Source organism: Dietzia timorensis (genome assembly GCF_001659785.1).
GTDB classification, from domain to species: Bacteria; Actinomycetota; Actinomycetes; order Mycobacteriales; family Mycobacteriaceae; genus Dietzia; species Dietzia timorensis.
Genome location: NZ_CP015961.1, coordinates 2,338,042 through 2,362,276 on the forward strand (window position 1 = coordinate 2,338,042; position 24,235 = coordinate 2,362,276).

Annotated in this window: 25 protein-coding genes, 1 tRNA gene and 1 riboswitch; of the genes, 9 read left to right on the forward strand and 17 right to left on the reverse strand. The window is 64.1% G+C overall.

Annotated features, from left to right (window positions below; genetic code table 11):
* Positions 1–16: 16 nt before the first annotated feature.
* Together BJL86_RS10760 and BJL86_RS10765 are read right to left on the reverse strand one after the other, a co-directional pair.
* On the reverse strand, positions 17–673 hold the full coding sequence (locus BJL86_RS10760; protein ID WP_067476837.1) for a response regulator: 657 nt from the start codon (positions 671–673) through the stop codon (positions 17–19).
* Positions 670–1,863: a sensor histidine kinase gene (locus BJL86_RS10765; RefSeq protein ID WP_067476835.1), complete on the reverse strand. Its 1,194-nt coding sequence runs from the start codon at positions 1,861–1,863 to the stop codon at positions 670–672. The genes BJL86_RS10760 and BJL86_RS10765 overlap by 4 nt, the downstream gene beginning before the upstream one ends.
* A 144-nt stretch (positions 1,864–2,007) precedes the next feature.
* On the opposite strand from BJL86_RS10765, the gene BJL86_RS17410 reads away from it, so the two are divergent.
* Positions 2,008–2,934, forward strand: coding sequence for a CPBP family intramembrane glutamic endopeptidase (locus tag BJL86_RS17410; RefSeq protein WP_197487632.1), 927 nt, complete (start codon positions 2,008–2,010; stop codon positions 2,932–2,934).
* Between the two features lie 118 nt (positions 2,935–3,052).
* Here BJL86_RS17410 and BJL86_RS10775 read toward each other — a convergent pair whose 3' ends face one another.
* The 5 genes from BJL86_RS10775 to BJL86_RS10795 form a co-directional block, all read right to left on the reverse strand.
* Positions 3,053–3,868, reverse strand: a complete 816-nt coding sequence (locus tag BJL86_RS10775) for an ABC transporter ATP-binding protein (RefSeq protein WP_067476829.1) — start codon at positions 3,866–3,868, stop codon at positions 3,053–3,055.
* A complete protein-coding gene (locus BJL86_RS10780; RefSeq protein ID WP_082908649.1) occupies positions 3,865–4,983 on the reverse strand; it encodes a FecCD family ABC transporter permease in 1,119 nt (372 codons plus the stop codon). Before BJL86_RS10780 ends, BJL86_RS10775 begins: the two co-directional genes overlap by 4 nt.
* Positions 4,980–5,741: a hypothetical protein gene (locus BJL86_RS10785; RefSeq protein ID WP_067476826.1), complete on the reverse strand. Its 762-nt coding sequence runs from the start codon at positions 5,739–5,741 to the stop codon at positions 4,980–4,982. Before BJL86_RS10785 ends, BJL86_RS10780 begins: the two co-directional genes overlap by 4 nt.
* The gene (locus BJL86_RS10790) at positions 5,738–6,745 is read right to left on the reverse strand and encodes an ABC transporter substrate-binding protein (RefSeq protein WP_082908648.1); all 1,008 of its coding nucleotides are present in this window, start codon (positions 6,743–6,745) and stop codon (positions 5,738–5,740) included. The genes BJL86_RS10785 and BJL86_RS10790 overlap by 4 nt, the downstream gene beginning before the upstream one ends.
* Positions 6,746–6,780: 35 nt before the next feature.
* A riboswitch (cobalamin riboswitch) is annotated at positions 6,781–6,909 on the reverse strand.
* 57 nt (positions 6,910–6,966) lie between these two features.
* Positions 6,967–7,040: transfer RNA gene (locus BJL86_RS10795), tRNA-Leu, on the reverse strand.
* 237 nt (positions 7,041–7,277) lie between these two features.
* Between BJL86_RS10795 and BJL86_RS10800 the strand changes: the two genes are divergently transcribed.
* On the forward strand, positions 7,278–8,192 hold the full coding sequence (locus BJL86_RS10800) for a hypothetical protein (protein WP_067476820.1): 915 nt from the start codon (positions 7,278–7,280) through the stop codon (positions 8,190–8,192).
* 157 nt (positions 8,193–8,349) lie between these two features.
* Positions 8,350–9,261 (forward strand): hypothetical protein, encoded by a 912-nt coding sequence (locus tag BJL86_RS10805; protein WP_067476817.1) that lies wholly within the window; start codon positions 8,350–8,352, stop codon positions 9,259–9,261.
* 81 nt (positions 9,262–9,342) lie between these two features.
* Here the strand turns inward: BJL86_RS10805 and BJL86_RS10810 are convergent, their stop codons facing one another.
* The 3 genes from BJL86_RS10810 to BJL86_RS10820 form a co-directional block, all read right to left on the reverse strand.
* On the reverse strand, positions 9,343–9,687 hold the full coding sequence (locus tag BJL86_RS10810) for a DUF1330 domain-containing protein (RefSeq protein ID WP_067476814.1): 345 nt from the start codon (positions 9,685–9,687) through the stop codon (positions 9,343–9,345).
* Between the two features lie 187 nt (positions 9,688–9,874).
* Positions 9,875–10,870: a Ppx/GppA phosphatase family protein gene (locus tag BJL86_RS10815; RefSeq protein ID WP_067476811.1), complete on the reverse strand. Its 996-nt coding sequence runs from the start codon at positions 10,868–10,870 to the stop codon at positions 9,875–9,877.
* A gap of 3 nt (positions 10,871–10,873) precedes the next feature.
* Positions 10,874–11,452 carry a DUF501 domain-containing protein gene (locus tag BJL86_RS10820; protein WP_067476808.1) on the reverse strand — a complete coding sequence of 193 codons (579 nt, stop codon included), beginning with the start codon at positions 11,450–11,452 and terminating at the stop codon, positions 10,874–10,876.
* 110 nt (positions 11,453–11,562) lie between these two features.
* Between BJL86_RS10820 and BJL86_RS10825 the strand changes: the two genes are divergently transcribed.
* Positions 11,563–12,612 carry a GIY-YIG nuclease family protein gene (locus BJL86_RS10825; protein ID WP_156515402.1) on the forward strand — a complete coding sequence of 350 codons (1,050 nt, stop codon included), beginning with the start codon at positions 11,563–11,565 and terminating at the stop codon, positions 12,610–12,612.
* Between the two features lie 165 nt (positions 12,613–12,777).
* Here BJL86_RS10825 and BJL86_RS10830 read toward each other — a convergent pair whose 3' ends face one another.
* The 4 genes from BJL86_RS10830 to BJL86_RS10845 form a co-directional block, all read right to left on the reverse strand.
* Entirely contained in the window at positions 12,778–13,410 is a 633-nt protein-coding gene (locus BJL86_RS10830; protein ID WP_067476805.1) for an FtsB family cell division protein, read from the reverse strand.
* 285 nt (positions 13,411–13,695) lie between these two features.
* On the reverse strand, positions 13,696–14,973 hold the full coding sequence (eno, locus tag BJL86_RS10835; RefSeq protein WP_067476802.1) for a phosphopyruvate hydratase: 1,278 nt from the start codon (positions 14,971–14,973) through the stop codon (positions 13,696–13,698).
* A 325-nt stretch (positions 14,974–15,298) separates the two neighbouring features.
* A complete protein-coding gene (locus BJL86_RS10840; protein ID WP_067476799.1) occupies positions 15,299–15,727 on the reverse strand; it encodes a hypothetical protein in 429 nt (142 codons plus the stop codon).
* Between the two features lie 161 nt (positions 15,728–15,888).
* Positions 15,889–16,512 carry a DedA family protein gene (locus BJL86_RS10845; RefSeq protein ID WP_067476796.1) on the reverse strand — a complete coding sequence of 208 codons (624 nt, stop codon included), beginning with the start codon at positions 16,510–16,512 and terminating at the stop codon, positions 15,889–15,891.
* A gap of 110 nt (positions 16,513–16,622) precedes the next feature.
* Between BJL86_RS10845 and BJL86_RS10850 the strand changes: the two genes are divergently transcribed.
* The 4 genes from BJL86_RS10850 (at position 16,623) to BJL86_RS10865 (ending at position 20,397) form a co-directional block, all read left to right on the forward strand.
* Positions 16,623–18,089, forward strand: a complete 1,467-nt coding sequence (locus BJL86_RS10850; RefSeq protein ID WP_067476793.1) for a sensor histidine kinase — start codon at positions 16,623–16,625, stop codon at positions 18,087–18,089.
* 11 nt (positions 18,090–18,100) lie between these two features.
* The gene (locus BJL86_RS17145) at positions 18,101–18,778 is read left to right on the forward strand and encodes a response regulator transcription factor (RefSeq protein ID WP_067476790.1); all 678 of its coding nucleotides are present in this window, start codon (positions 18,101–18,103) and stop codon (positions 18,776–18,778) included.
* 114 nt (positions 18,779–18,892) lie between these two features.
* On the forward strand, positions 18,893–19,756 hold the full coding sequence (locus BJL86_RS10860; protein WP_067476787.1) for a hypothetical protein: 864 nt from the start codon (positions 18,893–18,895) through the stop codon (positions 19,754–19,756).
* Entirely contained in the window at positions 19,753–20,397 is a 645-nt protein-coding gene (locus BJL86_RS10865) for an RES family NAD+ phosphorylase (protein WP_067476784.1), read from the forward strand. The genes BJL86_RS10860 and BJL86_RS10865 overlap by 4 nt, the downstream gene beginning before the upstream one ends.
* A gap of 96 nt (positions 20,398–20,493) precedes the next feature.
* On the opposite strand, the gene BJL86_RS10870 is transcribed toward BJL86_RS10865, so the two are convergent.
* On the reverse strand, positions 20,494–20,979 hold the full coding sequence (locus BJL86_RS10870; protein WP_082908643.1) for a MerR family transcriptional regulator: 486 nt from the start codon (positions 20,977–20,979) through the stop codon (positions 20,494–20,496).
* Here BJL86_RS10870 and BJL86_RS10875 point away from each other — a divergent pair.
* Positions 20,978–21,718, forward strand: a complete 741-nt coding sequence (locus BJL86_RS10875; protein ID WP_067476779.1) for an SDR family NAD(P)-dependent oxidoreductase — start codon at positions 20,978–20,980, stop codon at positions 21,716–21,718. The two genes, BJL86_RS10870 and BJL86_RS10875, sit on opposite strands and share 2 nt — an antisense overlap.
* A gap of 43 nt (positions 21,719–21,761) precedes the next feature.
* Here BJL86_RS10875 and BJL86_RS10880 read toward each other — a convergent pair whose 3' ends face one another.
* Both BJL86_RS10880 and BJL86_RS10885 read right to left on the reverse strand, forming a co-directional pair.
* Entirely contained in the window at positions 21,762–23,240 is a 1,479-nt protein-coding gene (locus BJL86_RS10880) for a lipase family protein (protein ID WP_067476776.1), read from the reverse strand.
* 150 nt (positions 23,241–23,390) lie between these two features.
* A complete protein-coding gene (locus BJL86_RS10885; RefSeq protein WP_075844964.1) occupies positions 23,391–24,164 on the reverse strand; it encodes a lytic transglycosylase domain-containing protein in 774 nt (257 codons plus the stop codon).
* Positions 24,165–24,235: the final 71 nt, after the last annotated feature.

The window sequence follows — 24,235 nt, forward strand, 5'->3', positions numbered from 1 at the left end:
TGGATCAGGACGTACTCTATAGCTGAAATCGTTTCGTGCGCATTCGGTCTAGTTTCAACGCAAGCGCGGTGCGGTCGGGAGTTTCGAGCTTCCTCATGACCGTGGACACGTAGTTTTTCACCGTTCCGGGTGCGAGGTGCAGCCGCTCCGCGATGTCCGCATTGGTGAGTCCGTCGGCGATACACATCGCCACTTCGCGTTCGGACTTCGTCAAAGCACTCAACGGGTCGGCCGGGCGGTTGCGCGTCCTCAGTGCCGTCTTTGCCACTCGCGGGTCGACGGTGACGCCACCTGCGAGCGCCGATCGCACCGCGTCGACGATCTTCTCGGGAGAGGTGTCCTTCAGCAACAGGCCCGCGGCACCGGCATCTAGCACCGACGCCACTACATCCGTCGTATCGAAGGTCGTCACCACGACTACCGGCACACCCGGAAAGCGCTCAGAGCATGCGGCTATGAGCTCGGCGCCGCCCATCCCGGGCATCACCGCGTCCGTGATGATCGCGTCCACATCGAGTGTCTCCAACAGTCCGAGCGCCTCGTGTCCGTCGCGTGCCTCGCCGACGACCTCGGCATCGCCCGTGCTCTCGAGCAGCATGCGCAGCCCGCGGCGAAGTAACTCCTGGTCGTCAACCACCAGCAGTCGCAGGCGTTCCTCCCCGACTGCGCTCATGCATTCACCGGTTGCATTGGGTACGAGGCGTCGAGCACGAAACCGAGTTCCCCGGGCTCGGCGACCAACTCCCCTCCTGCGGACTCCACTCGCTCGCGCAGGTTGATCAGCCCGAAGCCCTCTTCGGTCGCTTCAGGCAAGGCGCCTCCGTCGTCATGAATCCGGATACGGCAGGTCGTGCCGGCGACCACCGACACGGTCACGTTTTCCGCGCCCGAGTGGCGCGCCGCGTTCGTTAACCCCTCCTGGATGATTCGGTAGGCGAGCTCGTCAAGCGCGCCGTCCGTTCTGCCCGACGGCGATTCGAGGCGCACGTTCAAACCAGTGCCTTTGAACGAGGCGGCGATTTTCTCAAGCGCGGAATCGAGGTCGAGCTGACGAGTTTCTGACGTGCCGAGGGGGCTCATGGAGCGTACGAGCGTCCGCAGTTCGTCTAGCGCGCGGGCGGCCTCGGCACGCGAGCGTTCTACTTCTGTCCATGCCTCGGCGTCGCTGCTCGATCCGGGTTCAGCGCTCCGGAGACGCGTGGCGAGATCGAGCCCCATGCCGATCACGGTGAGGCGCTGACCCAGCTCATCGTGCAACAATCGCGCGTTCGCGGCGCGTTCGGACGCGAGTACTCGGTCCATCTCCGCGAGCGCCTCCTCGCGTCGCAACCGCGAGGTTTCCGCCTCGAGCACGATCGCGCGGTCGAGTTGAGCTACGAGATGCGCGGAGGCGAGACCGGCGGCGACCAACGCGACGACGATGACCGTATTTGCAGCGACGCCACCGAAAGGCACGCTGTCGGACAGCAGGTACAGCCCGAGCATCATCGCGAGGAATACCGCCCCGAGGAGCGCGCCGGCACGAAGGCCGAATTGGACCACGAGTACGCAAATCGCGACAGCGAACAGCGGCGTGCCCATCATGTTGTTGGCGAGGAGCCAGACGAACAGCCCGCCAAGCCCCGCGAGCACGGCCATTGCGAGGGCAAGGTTCCTCCGCCGACTTCGGACGCGCCACCACGTGGCGGACACGCCTGCCTCGCTGATCGCCACTGCTGCGAGGAAGCACGCGAGCCACACGTCGCCATGGTCGAGAATCTCGATGGCGCGGAGGAGAGCGAACGCGAGCGCCACCGCGAGCACGGCGGTCGCGATCTGCGAGACGGACGTGCGTACGCTCACCTGTTTCGACTCGGTGTCCATCCCTCTATTCATCCACATCGGCCCGCGCCCGCGCATGTGACCACGGTCATCAGTTTCTCGCCGCTATCGATGACCGCAGGCACTACGGCCACACCCCGGATCGAGACACCCTTGATTCACCGGCCTTTCGATCAAGGAGTTGCCATGACTACCACCGCACATGCCCCGCACTCGCAATCCCGCGAAGACTCCAGATCCAACCCCCGTGCATTTCGCCCCACCCTGTGGGGCGTTGCCGGGCGATGCGTCCTCGCCGCAGCAGGCATGATGGCCTGCGCTATGTCCCCAGCCCTGCTCGAATTCGTCCCCGGCTTTACCGACTGGATGACGTCGCTCGAATCCCAGCCGCTCGGCCCGACCTTGTTTTTCGCGTCCCTCGCAACGCTCACTGTGCCGCTGCTCTCGGCGGGGGTTTTGCTTTCCATCGTGGTGAGGTTCTCGCGGCTCTCATGGCGAGACATTCTCGGCCACCGCACTTCAGGATTCTCGGCTGGTGCACTTCTCGCGACCACAGCCGCTGCGGCCGTGCTGACCGCCGCAGTCATCGGCATTCTCTCGGCCGCTGGGGTCGACGCCGACCGCGCGGCAGATCCGGGAACTGCAGGCGTCCCCCTTGCCGCGGTCGTCGCGATCGGGCTCGCCCGCGCGTTCCTGCTCCAGGGCATACAGGAAGAGCTGTGGTTCCGCGGAGTCGCGTTCCTCGGCCACAAGTCTCGGCCGTGGCTCGTCCTCGGCGCGACCACGGTCGCCTTCACCGCATTGCATCTGACGTCGACGGGCGGCCAACAATCGACGGCCGAAACCCTTCTCTACCTCGTGCTGCCGCTGGGCATGGGGTTCTGGGCGGGCGTCGAGAGGCTGTGCACCGGTTCGGTGTGGCCGGCAATCGGTGTCCACGGCGGCATGCACACCGGCACGATCATCACTGCGCTCGCCGGCTGGCCGATGGGCCCGGGCGCATGGGTCGGCGTCGGCTCCGCCTTTGTCCTCGCCGGTCTCGTCCGCTTGATGACGACCCGGATCGGTGGACAGAGAAAGGCACGCCGGCCACTGCCAATTCAATTTGGATGACTTGTAATACAGTTCGAGCCCACGACTCGCCGTCCATCCCAAAGCCTTATCCTCGCGTTTCAGCCTTGAGCAAACAGACTCAAACGCCTTCCACATTGTGGCCAGGGAACGGGATGAGTTACTTGTTCACGCGACTGCGTGGAATCCTCAGCGGCCGGAATCGGACGAACGGATCGCCAGTCTCGTCGTCGGTGAGGATCTGTGCACGTACCTCATATGTGTGCTCGAACAGATCCTCGGTGAACACCTCGTGCGGCGTCCCGTACGCTACAACCCGTCCCTCACACAGCACAGCGACCTTGTCGCAGTACGCCGCCGCGAGGTTGAGGTCGTGCAGCGCGATCAGAGAGGTCACCCCGAGCCTGGTCGGCAGCTCGAGCACGTCGAACTGATTGCGCAGATCGAGGTGGTTCGTCGGCTCGTCCATCACGAGCAGGCGCGGCTCCTGCGCGATCGCCCGCGCAATGAGAATGCGCTGGCGCTCTCCCCCGGACAGCGACACATATGGCCGATCCGCAAGATGCGTGCCGTTGACCATCCCGAGCGCGCCGCCGATCTTCTCCTTATCAGCAGCATTATCGCGGTCGAGGAACCGCTTGTACGGCGAACGCCCCATCGCCACCACGTCGCGGCAGGACAGGTCGAAATCCCCGGTCCCGTCCTGCAGCACTGCGGCAATGTTGCGCGCGCGGTCGCGGGTGCGCATCTCCCCGACCGGCTTGCCGTCGAGCTCCACCTCGCCCGAGTGCATCGGCAGCAACCCGAGCACGGCCTTGAGTAGCGTGGACTTGCCGGAGCCGTTGGGCCCGACCACGCCGAGCTCCTCGCCAGGCTCTACAGAAAAAGAGGCATCGGAGACGACGTCGCGCCCGCCCAATCGGACGGATACCCCGCGTACCGAAAGCCGCGCGGGATCGCCCTGCCCAGAAATCATGCGGCCACCGCCTTCGCCTTGTTCCCCTCGCGCCGAATCAGCCAGATGAAGAACGGGCCGCCGCACACCGCCGTCAGAATTCCGACGGGCAGTTCCATGGGGCTCGCCAGCGACCTGGCGGCAATGTCCGCGAGGATGAGGAACGTAGCACCCAGGAGCGCCGCCGCCGGCAACGCGGTGCGGTGGTCGGCGCCGAAGAGGATGCGCGTGGCGTGCGGGATCATCAACCCGACGAAGCCGATCGGCCCACTCGCCGCGACGAGCACGCCGGTGAGCAGCGAGCACAGCAGGAACATCTCGACACGAAACCGCGCGACGTTGAGGCCCATCGTCGCGGCGGCATCATCGCCGGCGAACATCAGGTTGAGCCTGCGCGCGGACGCGTACAGCCACAACAATCCCAGCACGACCACCACGGCGACGATCGGCAGCGCATCCCACGACGCACCGCCGAGCGACCCCATGAGCCACGTCATCACCTGCTTGGCGTGCTGCGCATTCGGCGACACCAATAGCAGGAGGCTTGTGACGGCGGAGAGCACATATGCCACGGCCACACCGGCCAAGATGAGCCGCAGCGTGGTGATGCGGCCGCCGGCACGCGCGGTGAGATACACGAGCACCATCGACACCAACGATCCGGCGAACGCGAACAGCGAGATCGTCCAACGGCCGAGAACCCCGGAGACGAACACGATCGCGAGCACCGCGCCGACCGACGCGCCCGAGGACACCCCGAGTAGGTACGGATCGGCGAGAGGATTGCGCACTACGGCCTGCATCGCCATGCCCGCCATGGCGAGCCCGGCGCCGACGAACACTGCCAGCAGCACCCTCGGCAGGCGCGATTCGAAGATCATCGTGTCCACGTAGGACGGCCCGGTGGCGTCGATGACGCCGGGCAGCGCCCTCTCCCCAACGGCCGTGATGATGTCGATCGGAGAAAGCGCGACCGAACCGATCCCCACGCCGGCGACCATCGCCGCGAGGAGCGCGATGACAAGCCCGACGTAGCCGGTCGATAACGCGATCTTCCTGCGCGCCCGGCGTTTCGGGGTGGCTTTGGGCGCCTGGACTTCGGGCGCGTTCGTGGACGCGGTGTCCGTTGTCGTCATGCGTTCTCCGGCGTGGCGGGAGTCGGCGCGGATTCCTGGAAGGCGCGGACGACGGCGGAGTCCTTGAGCGCGCAGTCGCCGCACGGCCGGCGGCGGGCGGCGCGGTAGTACAGACAGCAGGTACGCCGCTTGATGGGTCCGGGCAACTGGCCTGTGTACCAGTCTGCGTAGCCGCCGCGCTCAGCGACGAGGGTGGCGAGGTGGACAAGGGCAACGTCGTCACCGCGCCCCATGAGCGAGCGCGTCGACAGCGCGATTCCGGTCGAGGTGTTGCCGAGAAGGATGCGCGGGTTGACCTTGCCGCAGCGGCCGATGGTGTCGGCCAGGGTTGCCATGAGGGGTTGGATTTGTCCGAGGAGCGCGTCGGCGAGCTCCTCCGGGGAGGATTCGAGGTGCGACGTCATACGTGGTGTTCCCATAAGGGGCCAGCGGGGGCCGCCGCCGATCGGGGCGCGGAGGTCGGCGATGTGGGGAACGACCCCGTGCAGGTGCGCGGCGCTGAGGAGGATTCCCCACAGGCGGTCGCCGAGCATGTACTGGGTCCACGACAGGCCGACGCGAAGCTCGTCGGTGCCGAGGTGCGCGAGCGCGCCGTCCGCGCGGACGCGCACCTCGGCCGGGTCGGCGACGAGCTGCGGCAGGGGTGGTGCCGCTTGCGTCGCGGGGGACTCCGGGAGGAGCGAGGGGTTCCCGGAGATGTCGATGAGGTCCGCGGCGATGCGGGAGGCCGCGCGTGAGTCGACGGCCGGGACGATCACTCGAGTACCTCCGGGTGGAGGTCCGCGGCGAGGGTGTTGACGGCCATGGGTGCGCGCACGCCGAGGACGGTGTCCATGAGAGTCATGTGCACGAAGTTGCCCTCCTTGATGGCGGTGACGTCGCGCAGATCCGGGCGCGCCTTGAGGGCGGCTTCCTTGTCCTCGGGGGACTGCTGGCCTGCGTAGTCGAGGATGACGATGGTGTCCGGGTTGCGCTGGATGACCTGCTCCCAAGAGACATCGACGAAGGTGCCCTCCTGGTCTTCGAAGATGTTCGTGCCGCCGGCGCGCTCGATGACCTCGTTGCCGATGCCGGTGCCACCGACGGTCATGGGCGCGTCGTCGCCGGAGTCGTAGACGAAGACGTCGGCGGGGTCGACGCCCTTGAGGGCTGCTTCGGTGTCCTCGATCTGGCCTTCGAGGTCGTTGGCGAGCTGATCGGCGCGGTCCTCGATGCGGAAGATCTGGCCGAGTGTGCGGATTTCTTCGTAGACATCGTCAAGGGTTGCCGGCTCTGCGTCGGCGCAGCTTTCTGCGGTGAGGAAAGTGTTGATGCCAGCGTCCTCGAACTTCTGGCGGTCGCGTCCGTCCTCTGCGGAGAATGCGCTCGCGTAGCCGCCGTATATGAGGTCCGGTTCGAGGGTGAGGAGATTCTCGAAGGAGGTGTCGGTTTCGGAAATCTCGTTGAGGGCGTTGTATGCGTCGGCGTATTCCGGGAGCGGTTCGTTGTCCGGGTAGACGTGGCCGACGATTTTGTCCTCGAGGCCGAGCGCGAGGAGCATCTCGGTGGGGTGCTGGAAGTAGGTGACGACCTTTTCCGGGGCCTGGCCGAAGGTGATTTCTTCGCCGCAGTTGGTGACCGTGACGGCGCCTTCGGCGGCCTGCTGGTCCGCGGCCGAATCGGTGTCCGTCGCACATGCGGCGAGAGTGAGCGTTGCCGCGAGGCCGGCGGCGAGGAAGGTGGTGCGTCCGGCGCGTGTTGCCGAAGCAGTGAAAATAGACATGGCTGTGCCAGGCTCCATCTGGGATTGCGCGTCCCTTTGAAGTGGCTACGCGGGACAGTCTCCTGACTTACGGGGCCGTCGAGTTCCGGCTTCCGCTTACAGTGGCGCGACCGTTCCGGATTTCCACCGGATTCCTGCCACCGTGCAGCGTCGACTGTTTTGTCGACGTTTAGGATTCTAAAACATGTTTCACTTTTTGCGTGCCGCGGGGCCGCTTACTGTGCCCCCAGTCGGACTCGAACCGACACTTTGACGGTTTTAAGCCGTCTGCCTCTGCCAATTGGGCTATGGGGGCGAGAGGTGACGTTGCCACCAAACTAGGTAGCTTACCTGTCGCGTTGGACTCGACGTTACTGGACGCTTTATACGTTTTCGCTGTGCGGCCTACGCCAGAGTCGGCGGGCATTCGAATGCAGAGCCCCGCGCGGCCGGGAACCTTTCGCCGCACGAATGCGTCCCACCACATATAGCTATCGATTCCGACAAGGGAGGTCCCGTGCGAAGTGATTACGTGCGAACTAAGACGGTCGCAGTGGCCCTGGCGTTGCTTTCGATTTCCGTCCTCGGAGCAGGATGCGGTACAGGCGTTAACCGTGAAAAGACCGAGCAAGCGCTTGAGCTCGCCGCAAGGGAACAAGGCTACGAAGGGCGCGTCAGCTTCTCTACAGGTGAGTACAAGAGTGAGGCCAGCCTGAGCGCACAGATCAACGCCGGCGACGCCACTCCCGAAGAGGCCGCAGAGATGATCGATTTCGTCAACGAACAATTCCGAAGTGACGATGCGCGCGGATATTCCGGGAAGCGCCTGTCAATGAGTTGGACCGTCGGTGGTACCGAGGTATGGATCGATGAAGGCGCGGACATTGCTCTGCTTCGTTCCATTAGCGAACTCGCGACTGGGTCGGACCGGGTCACGATGGTGCAATCGAAGCTCGACAACGAAATAATCGAGATCGATCTAAAGCCATGCGAGACCGCCCAGTGCATCAACAAGACAATCAATGACACCGGTGAGGAACTCGACGCGCTGTACGCCCAGCAAGCTAGATCGTTGGCTACCGAATCATCGGAGCTCATTTCGGGATCCCCGCAAATGTTCAGCGTGGACTTCTCCCGAACGGCAAACGATCCCGACGAAGGCCTCACCATCATGCTCAACGGTGAACCGGAAACCGACGTCGCTCAGGAGAACGGCTCGACACGCGTCTCAGATTCGCTACATGAAGCTGCGGGCATTATCGACCTCACGGCACCCTACGAGCTGACGACCTTTGTTGATAGCCCGTCGACGGTGAAACTCCACCGCTCATTCTCTGAAGAAATCCCCGATAAAAAGTTCGAAGAAGCACTGTCTCGAGTGATGACGTTCGCCTGCGGAAAAGTCGACACGGTGGAGGACAACTATTCCGAGTTCGACGTCGCCTCGTCCCCGGAATGCAATGAATAAGTCGAAGAGCAACTTGGTGTCACACCAGAAGATTGAAGCGCCCTGGGTACTGGTTGTTGCCGGAACATTCGGCTCGGCGAGTGCATCCATGAATTAGGACAACGATGGGTGGACACGAGAGAAGATGCGAATGCGGAACGTTGTAGCGGCTGTTGCCGTGGCGACGGTGATGTTCTCGACCAGTTGCGCGCTCGTCGGTCCGGACCTGGACGAGCTGAGCGGCCAGTTCAATGAACAGGTGCTCAGTTACGGCTACGGCGAACTGGTTCACTATGGCATCGAAGATTTCTACGGCGAGGACACGCTGCACGTCGATATGGGGCTCAATCGAGTGAGCCCCGATGAGGCCGCCGAGATCGTCCACTTCGTCCGGCAGCAACTCGAAAGCGAAGGCCACGGCGATCTTCTTCAGACCACGACGTTTGATTTCGATGATCAGATTGGGAACGCAATCATCGACATCGACTCCCGGATCGACTTTCGTCTACTAGAGTCCGTGGCCAAGCTTGTCGCTGCGTCCGACCAGATCGAACAGGTGCATTTCAACTCCGACATCGGCTACACGCAGGTGCATGTTCCGGGGTGCGCAGACAGCGAATGCGTTCGTCGAATAGGTGCCGAGATTGGCGCGCCGCTCGACGAGCTCTTTGCGCAGCAAGTGTCGGCTTCCACGGATGGTCGCTCGGAGTCGGACGTGCCGCACGACGAGGGGCTGATGCTGAGCATGGGAGATCTCGAACCCGAGGGCTCCCTCGATCCCCTCCATATTTGGATTTCGGACACGAGGGAACTCGACTATCGGACGCTGGTTAATGATGGGCGGTTGTCGAAGCACCTCGAAGCTGCGGCCGCTGTGAAGGAGATCGCCGGCCCGTGGATCGTAGAGGCAGTAGGCGGCGTAGATCCGGCGCGGATATCTTTAACGCGGCCTGACGATGACGAAGGGGCCAGTGAGGCCGAGTTCGCAGACGCCGAACAACGAGTGCTGGAGTTTGCCTGTGCCGACTACGATATCGTCGACGTTGACAGGCGCAAGGTCGACACTGCTGTGCCCGGAACGTGCCAATAGGAAGTTTCGAAGGCAGAGGTCCAGAACTCTCGACGACACTGTTCACTAAATTCGGCTTCCGCTCTATGAACGGTCTGAATATCAGCTTCGTTCGAGCTTCGCGACCGTATCGATTGCCTGATAGCCCTCCGGCACCCCTTCTAACAAAATGATGCTCGACGTGGAGTTGTTCTCGCGGAGCTTCGAAATGGATTGGTAGTCCGAAGAAAAATACCAGGTACGTGCATCGTCCAACGTTGGGAATTCGATGATGACGAGATCCCCGTCCCACTCTCCCTCAATGATCTCGGGCGACGCTCCATGTACGACCCAGCATCCGCCAAAAGGTATGAAGGTAGATTCAATCGTTTCCATGTACTTCTTGATGTCTGGACCAAACTCGACATCTCGAATGTGGCCGACAGCGTAACCACGCCTATTGCTCATGTTTGCCCCTTAATGGCAGGTCCTAAGACTCGCGGTAGTAGGTGGCACCCATAGCAACACACCACAATGTTTTACGGATTCCGAATCGGCAATTTGCCCAAAGCAAATTCTTGCAAGCCGATGATTAACTCGCCCTCTCGATTCGGCTGAGCGTCAATCGTCGCCAAGTGCCTGGCGAGGTTACCGACTAGCTGCGCAAATTTGCGACGGAGCGAGCGATGCCGTCGAGGATGTCCTTTTCGCTGACAACGAGGGTGTCGATTCCGACGGACTCGGCGACGTCTGCGAGGCGCATAGCGACCAGCGCTCCCCCGCCGATGACGTCGGCGCGGCCCACATGCATGGGGCCGAGGGCGCTGCGTTCCTCCGACGTCATACCTAGGAGGCTGTGACAGACGCGGCGCAGGTCCGCCAGAGGAATGCGAGAGAGGTGGATGCGCGCGGGCTCGTAGGTGTCGAGGTCGAGGGCGAGCGCCATGAGCGTGGTGAAGGTGCCGGCGACGCCGACCCAGGTGCGGGCCTGCTTCGCGTCCACGTGGGTGAGCGCCTCGGACACGGACTCGTCGATGATGGCCTTGGCGTCGCGGACCTCGGTGGCCTCGGGCGGCTGCGAGTGGAGGACGCGCTCGGTGAGGCGGACGCAGCCGATGTTCATCGAGTGCGCCGAGTTGATGTGTGGGCGACGGTCTTCGAAGCTGCCGACGACGAGCTCGGTGGAGCCGCCGCCGAGGTCGGTGACCATGAACGGGCCTTCTGTGGGGTCGAGCTCGCCGACGCCGCCGGCGAAGGTGAGCTCGGCCTCGGTGTCGCCGGAGATGACCTCGGCTTGGGCGCCCGGGAAGTGCTGGCCGAGGACTTCGGCGGTCATGCCGAAGAAGTCTTCCTTGTTGGAAGCGTCGCGGGTGGCGGAGGTGGCGACCATGCGGATGGCGGTGGCACCGAGCTTGTGGGCGGTGGCGGCGTAGTCGGTGAGCGCCTCGCGGCAACGCTCGATGGCGGCGGGGTTGATCTCGCCGCTGGCATCGACGCCCTCGCCGAGGCGGATGACGCGCATCTCCCGGGTGAGGTCGACGAGCTTCGGGTTGCCGAAGGTGTCGGCAGTGACTTCGGCGACGAGGAGGCGGATGGAGTTGGTGCCGCAGTCGATGGCGGCGACAACGTTGTTGGGCTTCGCGTCCGGCACGCGCTACTCCCCCGCAGCGTTGAGGTCGTTGGCGTCGGCGTCGATGCCGAGATCGGCGGCAGTGGGCCAGTCCTTCGGGATCGCCGTGCCGCGGAGGTTCGAGTCGCCGTCTGCGGCGAGGGCGACGGATTCGTCACCGAGACGGATGACCCCCGGGCCTTCGGCGAGCGCGTAGGCGATGAGGACGTGGAGGCACTTGACGCGTTCAGGCATTCCGCCGCCGGAGAAGTCGGTGCCGAGGTCCTCGATGGCGTTGCGCTTTTCGAGGTAGCGCTCGTGGGCCTTCTGGTAGTCGGCAGCGAGGTCTTTGTCTTTTGTGAGCCGGTCGGACATCTGCCGCATGACGCCCTTGGACTCGAGCCGGCTCGCCTCGGCAGTGAGTCGTTGATCGGTGAGGTAGTAAAGCGTCGGAAACGGCGTACCGTCGTCGAGCTTGGGAGCCGTCTTGACCACGCCCGGCTGGCCATCGGGGCTGCGGTAGGAGATCTCGAGAACACCGCGGGGCTCGCGGCCGAGCTGCTTGGCTACGGCGTCGAGGTCTGCCTGATCGACCTGATTTCCAGGGGTAGTTTCGTTGCTCACAGTCGACAGTCTATCGGGCGGACAAGACGGTCCAGGAATCTCATGGTCCGCGGTCCTCGGGAAATTCCGGTCGAATGTTCGAGTGCAATCTATTCTGCTCAAAGGGGAGTATGCGCGGCGTCGGCGAAACTGTCTGGCGCGTTCAAAGAGGGGAACATGCAGTGGTGACGGCAGAACCGAGCAATATTACCGAATTCATTCTTGAAGGGGTGTCGTTCGACGTTCGCGAGACTGGTAGCATTGCTCCAAATTTCAGGCCAGGCGAAAGTCGGTGTGGAATTTATCGACTGGTCTTTTCCGATGGGCAGCGGTACATAGGCCAGGCCAGAGACGTAGTCAAGCGCTTCGCAACCCACCGGGGAAATCATTCCGATATTGAGAAGATTGAGTTCTTCCACTGTCCATTGGACTCGCTCGACGAATTCGAGCAAATGTTGATCACGCATTCCGAGAAGAACTACTCACTTCGAAACATCATGTTGACCAACAAGCCCGCAGGCCGAAGCGATTACTCGATCACGCTCGAGGAGGGCAGGAGTATCGATCTGCCGTGGGATCGCGACCGCCGACCTCGCGCGGCGGGACTCTCTGGATCGTCCTCGATCGAGAAGCTTCAACGTCTCTCGTCGACGCCCATACATACCTACGACATCCTCCGCGCTGTTCTCGGCTGGTATGTCGCGGAGACGATCCCGGCACCCGAACTATCCGTGAAACAGCTCTGGATCTCTTCGTGCCTGCCGTCGACCAATAGCCGTCCAGATTTCTATCGCACCGCGTCCATCAGTTGCGGCAACATCGAAACTCTTGTTTGCATGGTCGAGCGTCTAGAGGACGGTGATTGGGCGGCTCCGGCGTTCATAAACACCTCTCCAATCGAAAACGCCGAATCGCTGGAGGGGAACAGGAATGAGTTCCGAACCCAGGTGAGTAGCTATCGCGAGAAGTCGGTGCTCACCTGGCACTTCGACCTCGATACGCTATTCGCGATCTCGCAGGGCACCTACGAGTTTCCACACACTGCCCTGCTGTTGGACGCCGCTTATGACCTCAACGTACGCATGATGCGTCGTGGCTCAACAATGTATTCGAGATTTCACAGCAGCGAGCTCGGCGACGAAGTTCTACGCACGGCCCGTGGGCGGACGCCCGCAATGTAATGCGTGGCAAAATTCCCTGCCCGTGTCCGCTCCTATGCCACAGCACAAATCGCGAAAGGCGCGGCGCGCCCGAATTACGTTGACCAATCAAGAGCAGGGATTTACCGACTTGCAGACGCTGACTACGAGACCACAGACGAAAGGCAAAGGCCCAAGAGTCTGGCGCTAATCCTCGCCGCGGTTGCCGGAGATCGAGCCCCAGAGGGTTTCGTTCCACGGCTTGCGGTTCGCCTCTTCCTCCGCGGCGGCTGCGGCTGCAGCGCGCTCTGCGGTGGCATCGTCGACGACGCGGTAGGGCGTCTCCCCCGGCTTGACGGCGCCGAAGCGCTGGCGCGCCTGCGCCTGGATGTACTCGGGGTCGTTGAGCTTGTTCTTCTCCTGCTGGAGCTTCGAGATCTCCGACTCGAGCGCCGCGCGCTCGGACGACAGGGCGCGGGCCTGGTCGACAGACTCGTAGTGGTTGCTCACGGGCACCGAGATCGACACGATGAGGAACACCATGACCACGGCGAGGATGCCGATGCGGCGCAACGCGTAGCCGCGCGGGCCGAGGACCGTGTTCTCGGCCTCGTTGCGGACCTGCAACGGCCGACCGGCCTGCGAGGAACGGGAAGACTGCGAGCGCCCGGACTGGGGACGGCCCGACTGGCTGAGCTTGCCGCTCATCCCCGTCCGGCCGCCTGCCTCGCGGCGGGCGCGGTTCGACCTGCCGGCGAGCTGGGACGCGGAGCGGCGCGAAGGCGCGGGCTTCGCCGGCCGCCTGGTCGAGCCACTTGCCGGGCCGCGGCTGCCTGCCATAATCGCCTCCTCCGCCGTCATACGTGATGAAAAGCCGCACCGGTCGCGGGCCTAGGCAGGAATGCCGAGCACACGCCAGTGTGACTGGTGTGACTAAAGAATACTGGGTCGGCGTCACGATCGTGCAACGCGCGCCGGATTTTCGCGGGGAATTTCGGGGACTCTCAGGAGGTCTCGGGGAAGGCTCAGGGAAGCCGAAAGCGGGGCGACCGTTGAGGCCGCCCCGCTTCGCTGTTTGTCGTGCGAGGGTCTTGCTTTGGCGCCGGGAACGTGGCGCCGGGAGTGCTACTTGCCGAAGCGCGGGAACGCGGCGCGGCCGGCGTAGCGGGCCGAATCGCCGAGATCGTCCTCTATGCGCAGCAGCTGGTTGTACTTGGCCACGCGCTCCGAACGCGCCGGGGCGCCCGTCTTGATCTGGCCGCAGCCGCACGCGACAGCGAGATCGGCGATCGTGGTGTCCTCGGTCTCGCCGGAGCGGTGGGACATCATCGTCTTGTAGCCGTTGCGGTGCGCGAGATCGACCGCGTCAAACGTCTCGGTGAGCGTGCCGATCTGGTTGACCTTGACCAGCAGCGCGTTCGCGATGTCCTTGTCGATGCCGTCGGCGAGGCGCTCCGGGTTGGTGACGAACAGGTCGTCGCCCACGAGCTGAACCTTGTCGCCGATCTCGGCGGTGAGGGTGGCCCAGCCGTCCCAGTCGTCCTCGTCGAGCGGATCCTCGATGGAGACGATCGGGTACTTGGCGACGAGCTCGCCGTACACCTTCGACATCTCGGCGGCGCTGCGCTGGCCGCCCTCGAAGTTGTAGACGCCGTTCTCGTGGAACTCCGACGCCGCGACGTCGAGCGCGAGCGCGATGTCCTCGCCGAGGGTGTAACCGGCCTTCTCGATGGCCTCGGCGATGAGGTCGAGCGCGGCGGCAGTGGAATCGACAGACGGGGCGAAGCCGCCCTCGTCACCGAGACCGGTGGACAGGCCCTTGGCCTTGAGCACTGCCTTGAGCGCGTGGTAGACCTCCGCGCCCCAGCGCAGCGCCTCCTTGAAGGTCGGCGCGCCAACGGGGGCGATCATGAACTCCTGCACGTCGACACCCGAATCGGCGTGGGCGCCACCGTTGAGGATGTTCATCATCGGCACCGGCAGCAGGTGGGCGTTCGGCCCGCCGAGGTAGCGGTAGAGCTCGAGGTTCGAGGATTCTGCAGCTGCCTTCGCCACGGCGAGCGAGACACCGAGGATGGCGTTGGCGCCGGCCTTCGACTTGTCCGGGGTGCCATCGGCGTCGATGAGCTCGAGGTCGACCTCGCGCTGGTACTCGGCGGGAATGCCGATCACGGCGGGGGCAAGCACGTCGAGCACCTGGTCGACGGCCTGCTGCACGCCCTTGCCCAGGTAACGGTCGCCGCCGTCACGCAGCTCGACGGCCTCGTGCTCGCCGGTGGATGCGCCCGAGGGCACTGCGGCGCGCGAGACGGTCCCGTCGTCCAGCGCGACCTCGACCTCGATAGTCGGGTTTCCTCGCGAGTCGAGGATCTCCCGCGCTCCAACCTGTTCGATTGCGGCCATCCGTGGCCCTCCCATCACCTGTATGTGGCGTGTTTCGAGTATGCGAATTTTCTCGGCGGCGGCGCCTTCGCGGTGTGCTCGGGTGTGCGGCGCGCGCGTGTACGCGCGGCAGGACCCGGCGCCTCCGCTACTTATTGTGCCGTACTTCTCCCCGCGCCGCGGACGGGGCACGGCTTCCGGTGCAGCACTCCGCCTTTACTGCGCGGGTCTATGACACGGGAGGCCGCTATTTCCCGGTCTCGTGCCCGCCCGAAGGTAGACCGCATGAGGGGTCACGTTTCACCGCGTCATGACACGCCGAAAGGTGACTCTGCGCGCGGTTTGTTTAATCGTCCTGCGACGGCGTTGTGGCGGGTCCGCCTGCTTCGCCGGGCTGCGCCGAATAGCTGAGCATGAGGATGAGAACGTAATTCGCCGCGAGCCCGATGCCCGGGCCGAGCACGAATTCGTAGTACCGCCGCTCGTCGGTGAGCGCCTCCTCGAACCACAACACACCGCTCACGAGGATCAGGAAGGCGCCGAACGGGATGAGGATGAACGCCATCGCGCGCTCAGGTCTGGGAACCGCGATATTGATGGCCCCGGCGAGAACGACCGCGACGAGCAGCGCGGTCGCCCAGACCGGCGCCTCGCCTGTGGTGACGAGACCGAGAACGACGATGCCGCCGAAGAAGGCCGCGAGCACTCCGCACACGATGAGTGTGCCCTTGCGCCGAAGGACGACATCCGTCTGCTCCTGTGTTTCTGCGCTCACTCGGGTCCCCTCGTCTCTCGGTGGCTATCGGCAATTCTGGGGCTGTGATGGCCGCGGAGCGAGGAATGTTCCGCTGGATTGGGAGAGGCCGGGCCCGGCTGAGTTTGCGGCAGGGCTTGCGGCAGGGCTTGCGGCGGGCCTGGGCGGCGGGAGGTCCGACGTCAGGCTTGGGTGTTATCCCTCCGCGCCTTGAGGCGTTTGCGGAGGAAGAGGCCGAGAATCACGAGGATCCACGCGAGAAGGGCGATGGGTAGGAGCGGGCCGAGGATGTCGATCACGGTGTGGCCGACGAGCGCGCCGCCGCCGACCCACAGCAGCGCCCAGATGAGCGCACCGAGGACCGACGCGGTGGCGAAGCGGGCGTAGGTGACGCCGGCCGCCCCGCATGCCGCCGCGACGAGCGTGCGCACGCCGGGTAGCTGCCGCACGACGATGAGCGGCACGAGGCGCTGGTGCTGCACTGCCTGCATCGCCCGTTCCCATTTATCGAAACCGATGGATTCGACCGCGCGCGATCGGCCGATGGGTTCGCCGACCTTGCGGCCGACGAACCAGCCGAAATGGTCGCCCGCGGTGGCACCGACCGCGACCATGAAAACGCCGAGCGCGACCCACCAGCCGCTGGCGTGCGCGAGCACGGTCGCGCCGATGACGACGACGGTCTCGCCGGGGATGAACACGCCGAGTCCGAGCGCCGCCTCGACCATCGCTGCGAGCGCCATCACGACGATCACGAGGAGGGCCTTATCCGACACGGACTCGATAAGGGCTACTAAATCAGGCATATAAGCTACGGTCGCCGCGTCTTTCGAATAGTTTCAGTGCCGCAGGTCGGCACATTTCACTAACTTTGGTTACTTACCCCTCAGGTTTACTCCTCGATAAGTTTCGCCGTATGACTCGCCTCCCCCGTCGCCCCCTCGCCTCACCGCTGACCTTCGCCGGCCTCGGCGCGACCTGCGGCGTCGCATGGTCTCTTACCTTCGGGCCGTGGTCCACGGTGGCCCTCGCCGTGTGGGGCGCGCTCAGCGTCGTCCTCGCCTATCTTCTTATCGAGCGACCTGCCGCCCGCAACTTCGGCGCCGCCTTCGCGGCGTTGTTCGTGTCCACCGCGATCGTGTCCGGGATTGTCAGCGAGGCCACCAGCTCTCCGTCGACATCGCCCGTGGACGTGACGTTGTTGACGGGCACAAAACTCCTCGTCGGGATCGCGCTCGTGGTGATGGTGGTACTCCTGATCCGCACGTTCACCGAAGCGGCCCGCCACCGGCAGCTCGGCTGGAAACTCGCCGAGTCGGTCGCCGCCGAGGAGTCCCTTCGCACGCGCAGCCTGCTGCTCTCCGAGCGCTCGAACCTCGCCGGGGAGATTCACGACACCATCGGCCACCGACTCGCCTACACCTCCCTCGCACTCGGCACGCTGTCGCAGTCCCCCGGCGTGGATGAGGAGGCGCGCGCCGAGATCGACCGGATTCGCTCCGAGGTCGCCGAATCCACCGAGGAACTCGGCCGCACCATCGCGCTCCTGCGCAGTAGCGAACCGCCGACCGCGCCCGCGGACGATTCGCCGGGCGACGCAATCGAGCGCATCCGCGCCGAGGGCATCGAGGTCGTCGTCGCCGGTCCTCTACCTACGGCGGTCTCCGCCCACGTCCGCACCACTCTCGCCCGAATCCTGCTGGAGGCCGCTGCCAATTCCGCCCGTCATTCCGGCGGCGCGCCCCTTTCGGTGCGGTCCGAGGCGTCCGTCTCCACGCTCCGCTTTCGCGTCGCCACACCGCTGGATGACGCCGGACGCGCCGATCCTCCCCAGCCCTCGGGGTCCTCCGGCACGGGTTTGGCGTCGCTCGCGCAGCGCGTGCGCATTCTCGGCGGCGAATTCTCCTACGGTCCGCAGCCGGCCGCCGATCCGACCTCGTTCGTGCTCGAGGCGACGCTACGGCTCGATGCCGAGCCCGCCGCGCCCGAGCCGGCCCCGGGCATCGCCGTCCTCGATCAGGCGGCCGAGTCCCGTCGCCACACCCGTCGTGTCGTCCTCACCTCCCTCGCCGCTATCGGCGCTCTACTTTTGTGTGGCGGCATCATCGCCGTGTCCGTGGTCGGTTATCGCACCATGGTCGGGGTGCTACCGGAGGAGGATTTCTCGAAGATCCACGTGGGGATGCCCGAGGCCGAGGCGCTTGACCTGCTGCCGGCGGTACAGATGGTGGAGCCGCCGCGTTCTGCGGACGCCGAGATCATGGACTGCCGCTATTACGAATCCGAGGTCAGCTGGTTCCGGCGGACCGAGGTGTTCGAGGTATGCCTCGACAACGGCCAGGTTCAATTGACTCGGACGATCTCGGCGCCCGCGCCGCAATAGGAGATTTGACGATGCACACTGCTGACAACGAGGGCTTCGGGCCTGTGCGCGTTCTCCTCGTCGACGACGATGCGATGGTTCGCGAGCATCTGTCCTCGCTCCTTTCGGCGGGATCCTCCGTGGAGGTAGTCGCCGCGGTGCCAAATATCAATGAAGCTGTCGAGGTGCTTCGTTCTCATTCCGTGGACGTTGCCCTCCTCGATATTCGAATGCCCGGAACCGACGGCATCTCCGGACTTCCCCGGCTACTCGAGGTCCGACCGGAACTCCCCGCGGCCATGCTCACCACATTCGGCGATGACGCGTACATCCGCGGAGCGGTGGCGGCCGGTGCGCGAGGCTTTCTTCTCAAGACAGACTCCCCGGCCGATATCGTCCGCGCGGTCACTGCTCTGCATGCAGGCGGCGCTTTCTTCACCCCACGCGCGGCTCGTTGGCTGGTCCGGGCGGAGGCCGCATCCCGGCACGAGCGAGACGACGAAGCCGCCGGGCTCATCGCCGGGCTACCGCCACATCAACGCCGAATGCTCTCCCTGGTCGCCCAGGGATTGTCGAATCGTGAGATCGCCACCGAGCTCGGCCTCGCAACTGGCACGGTCAAGCAATATCTGTCCAGCGCGTTCGCGGCTATCGGAGCGGATAACCGGGTGCAGGCGGCCATCATGGCCCACCGCGTCGAGGGACTCTAGACGAAAGAGTCCAGCTAGAGACTTAGGGAGTCAACTTGCTAACCCCAAAGCATCTTGTCATTTCGCAACTCAGCGCAACGTCGTATAGTTAGTTGCAAGCGAGGAGGGTTGGTCATGAGCACCAGCAAGACCGAGAGCACTCAACTGTTGAAAGAACTTCAAGAGGCACTTAGTACCGATACGAGCGGGCAAGGATCAAAGGCGTCCCGGTGGAGCGTAAAAAGGGACGCCAGGCAGCAGATCGTTCTCGAACAATCTGCAGATTCATCTTCGAAGAAGAGCACGAACAAGAGGCTTTACCTCTACGACGAACCTCCAGAGAATCAGGTCGCGAAGGTGGAACGTAACGAGGGCGCGGGAGCGAGCCTCCTCGGCATGTTGTCGAAGTTCGGGCTGAGTTCATACGTCGACGACATAGTCCTCGAACTGGAACGAAGCTTTCGAGAAAGCCAGGCCGGCACCTTCGAACCGGTCGCGGAAACGATGGTCGATTACCTTGTGCGTTCGGTTGAAAGTGTTCCTCCGGTCTACGAGGGATGGGAAGTCGCAGGCCCGAAAGAGCGGAGGAAAATTCTCGCCGAAGCTTCGAGGCATAGCCAGAAAGATCGCGCGGAGTCTGCGGCCGGCCAAACTATGTCGCTATTCTCGTCGACCCTCAGCCAGACCGAGGCGGCGGAGCTACTGGGCGTCAACAAATCCAACGTGTCTCGCCAGGGCCAAGCAGAAAAGCTTTACGTCGTCGATTTCGGCCGCAGCAAGCGATACCCCAAGTGGCAGTTCTCGGCGAACAGCGCACTTCCGCAACTCCAGCCTGTAGTCCACGCACTCAATGACGCCGGATTCGACGCGCTATCAGTCGAGCGGTTTATGAATACAAGCAGAGACGAGCTCGAGGGGCTCTCTCCCCGCGAGCACCTTCTGAGTGGCGGAACCCCGAACACCGTGCTGGCACTCATTGAGGGCTGGATCTATCGGTGAGTCGGAAACGAGCCAAGGTTCCGCTGCCACCGTCTGTACTCGATTGGTCCGATCACCATCTCGTCGCATTCGAAGACGAATTGTTCAGGATCTATCGAACTGCTGGGAATTACCCGGTGGAGTGGAATACGTTTCGGGAGTACGGGCCCGTAGCCACGTCCCGGTGGGATCCACATCCACTTCCCTCCGGCATCCATCCAAGCCACGCGATTATGTACTGTGCGTGTTCGCTTCCCACTGCGCTGGCGGAGGTATTCCAAGACGCTCGTCACGTGGACTTGGTAGCCAATTCCCCTCGGCTCACAATTTGGAAGCCCTCGCGGCCTCTCACCCTGCTCAATCTGACCTCTACCTCGTCGTGGACGCTGCAGAACGGGGCGGCTCATTCTCTGAATTCGCTTCAAGACATCGCTCTTTCGCAGCAGTGGGCCAGAGCCATCTTCGCCGCGGACATCAACGACGAATTGGACGGTCTTCTCGTGGAGTCCACCATGACCGGGCATGACTCCGTCGTGCTGTTCAAACCTGCCGAAGAGTCGCTTCCTGTAGCTCCCACAGCTGACGCTCCGTTGGCGGCGCAGCACGCGCGACTACTGATCAAAGCCGCAGCCAAAGAGATCGGATACTCCGTCGATGGGTGAGAAGAAGTTCTCTACACCTGAAGAGAAAATCAAGCGCTTCACGATCCGTTAGCGCGCGCTTCTCCAAGTTGAAGCAGTATCGGAACTGGGAAGTACTTAGCCGTCGCCGGCTTCGCCATCGGGTTTCGCCTCGGGCCAAGGCGCGCCCCTGCCGCCTTCGTCGAGACGCGCGCGATACAGCGCGATCTTGTCGTCCATCAGGCCGAGTCGTTCTTGAGCGTCGCGAAGTTCTTGAAGGACGCGTTCACGATGGTTGGCCAGTATCTCTATTCGATTCTCGTCAGGCGAATCCGCACGGACGAGCTGTACGTATCTAGAAATCTCCGCAATCGGCATTCCCGCTGCGCGAAGGATGCCGAGCCTTTGTAGCCAGTCCACGTCGCTTTCGTCATACGCCCTGTTGCCTCGTGAATCTCTTTGGACCTTGTTGACGAAAAATCCTTCACGTTCATAAAGGCGAAGAGTGTGCTGACTCATGCCAGTCAGCTCGACGACCTCACTTATCGAATACATCCGCCCCCTAAATTCATCTCCAAGAACGCTTGCGCTAGACCTCGCTCGAGGCCCTAGCTTCCTTTCCATGAACAGATTTCAGGGAAAGACTATCCTCATTACCGGTGGAACGAGTGGCATCGGACTCGCCGGCGCGGCCAAGCTTGCCGACGAGGGTGCCGATGTCATCGTCACCGGTCGCTCGACCGAACACCTTGCACGAGCCGCTGAAGTACTAGGCGACCGCGCGATGGTGGTCAACGACGACCAGCTCTCACCGGAGTCGCCCCAACGTCTCGCTCGTGTTGCCCGCGAGGCCGGTGGTCTCGACGGGATCTGGCTCAATGCCGGCTACGCGGCCGCTTCACCCATCGAAGACCTCACTAGGTCGGAAACAGAGTCGATGTTCGCCGTCAACACAGTTGCTCCCATGCTGCAGATGGGTGCGCTTTCCCCAATGGTCCGAAGCGGCGGATCCGTACTGGTCACATCCTCGACGGCGACGTACGAGGGCGGCAAGGACCTGTCGCTGTACTCAGCCACTAAGGCCGCATTACTCAGTTCTGCCAGATGCTGGGCCACCGAGCTCTCGCCGCGCAACATTCGCGTCAACACTCTCGTTCCTGGACCAATCACTTCAAACCTGCGAACAGGGCTGCCGGCGGAAATCAGATCTACCTTCGAATCGGAGTTGGCCGATCAGGTGCTCCTCCGCCGGGTTGGCGACGCGAAAGAGGCGGCCGCCTTCGCAGCGTTCTTACTGTCGGACGACGCGAGTTTCGTCACCGGAAGTAGCCACTATGTCGACGGCGGACTTCTCCTCCACTAACCGCGCGGCTTGGCACGTAGGACCGATTGTCGATTCGCCGGCCTTACGTCGCCGAACACGTGTCGTTTACGGCTCCTCCGGCAACACGGTCGGCGAGCCAATCAGCGCCCTTGGAGTGTAGGCCCGCCGCCATGTGCACGGTCGCAGTCGACGGCATGAGCGGCGGCAGGAAACCTTCGAGGTAGTCGACCTGCACGCCTTGGGCGCACCAGTCCGCCTCGAGCTGCCGGACCTGCCCTTCGGGGATGATGTCGTCGTTCGGCTCCTGGATGATCGCCACCGGAACCTCAGGTTTGCCGAGGCCGATGCGTTGGGCGTTGACGAGCTCGTCGAGCTCCGGATTCGAGCGCAGGTTGTCGGCGAAGGAGTGGCCGTCCTTGGTCCACGTGCGCGAGTCTGCGAAGCCGTAGGCGCCTATCGAGTCGCCGACGCAACTGCTCGCGCTTCGGTCGAGCATCGCCTGGCCCTCGTCGTTGAAGACGTCGCGCAGACTGTCGGCGGCATCTGGATACGCGGCGGCGAGTCCGGAAGAAACGAAGCCGACGAGGCCGGCGTTGATGCTGCGATCGACGACGTCGAGCATGGGATAAAGGTCTGCCGGCGGACCGCTGACCGCGGCGCCGGCGATGTTGAGGTCGGCGGCGTAGCTCGGTGCGAGTTCCGCGGCTGCCGCCGTCGCCCCGCCGCCCTGGGAGTGGCCGAAGAATCCGACCTTCGATTCGTCGCTCACGCCCGATTCGGGGATTGCCTTCGCAGCTCGGGCGCCGTCGAGCGCCGCGTGGGCCATGGCGTCGCGAGTGAGATAAGTGGCCGCATCCGGGGTGCCGACACCCTGGTAATCGGTGACGAACACCGAGAATCCACGTGCGAGGAAGTAGTGGACCTGGCCGACCTCGTAGCCCAGACCGACGCTGACTCCCGGGGAGAATTGGGCGTCGAGGACGCTCGGCATCGTCTTGGACGGTGCGCATTGATCGCCGAGGCCTTGGGTGCCGGGCGAGAGCACGACGAGCGGACGCTCGTCGTGGCGCGCGGACGCCGGCGCCTCGTTGCGGACGAAGAGACCGGAGGCGGCGATGGGTGCGCCGTGGGCGTCGGTTGATTCGTAGAGCACGCGCTGCGCATTCGCGTGGAGGCCGGCGCCATCGGCCGATCCTGCGGAGCCGGCGGCGGCGAGCGCATCGCCGGGTGCGGTGGTGAGCAGTTGGGCGTCTTCGGTGCGGATGACTCGGCCGGGCGCGTTTTCGAGCGGTGCGGGATCGGTGTAGAACGCCGAATCGCGCCCATCAGGTGTGCCTTCCCAGATCGATTCGAGCGGGCCGCCGAACTGTCCTCCCCCGCTGCCGGTTCCCGTAGACACCGAGCCCTCCTGTGCGGAGGCAGGAGCGGATAGCGTCGCCGCGACGAGCCCGGCGGCCGCGACGATGACGAGGGCGCGGGAGGTGCGGCGGCGTTGGGAGGGGCGGGCTCCGACGTCATGGGCGGGGGTTTGTGGGCGGTTCCTGGGCGAAGGCGTGCGCACGAGAAGGCTCCCTGGGCTGCGGTTTCTGCGAGTTCGCGGTGTGCAGATCACCGTACGCGGGATGCGAGGGTCGCACGGGCGGTTGGGAAAACCCGTGGACGGGGCGAGGCGCGGCTGGCGGGTTCGGCCCGGGGCGTGCGGCGCTCGCGGCTAGCGGGCGCGAGTGGGCACGGAGTACGCGGCGGCGGCATCGCGCACGTCACGCACGTATTCGGCGCTCGCATTGTACGACATGATGGCGTCGGTCCAGCCCTGCTCGGTCGACAGGTCTCGGCCGTAATCACACAGCTTGAAGCCCGCGGATAGCGCAGCGTCGTCGATGTTATTGGGGTCCGGGTTGCCATCGCCCGACGCGTCGTGCCCGTAGTAGCGCCATGTCTCGGGGATGAACTGCATGGGGCCGACGGCGCGGTCGTGCTCCGGATCGCCGTCGAGCTCGCCGCCGTCGGTGTCCGGGATGGAGGCGAAGCCGGGCGAACCATCGAGCGCGACACCGATGATCGGCGGCATGGCGTTACCGAATTCGTCGATCGCCGAACCGCCGTAGGTACCGTGCCGTGTCTCGACGAATCCTATGCCCGCGAGGGTGTTCCACTGGAGATTGCAGTTCGGATAATGGTAAGCGAGCTGCGCTGCCGCATAGCCATAGGCGTTGAGCGCGGCGACCGAGACGTGGGTGTCGCCGGTAAGCCCCTCCGCCCAGTCGGTGAGCTGCGCACTCGGGCGCTCTCCGCCGGAGACCACGTCGACCATCGGTAGCGCGCGCCCCTCGGGAGGCGGCATACCGGGCGGAATCGGGACAAAGGGCGAGGCGATATCGCCCCCGCCGCACGCGGCCAGCCCTAACACCGCGCCCAGCGCCGCAATGGCGCCTGCGCGGCGTGCCGTGGAGCGTCCTCGCCCGAAGATCCCTTGTCTAGACATTGCCAACCATTGTGCCTATCGCGCCTAAAGAGCAGCTGAACGGGTAACCAGAGATCCCAAGTGCGCGTCGT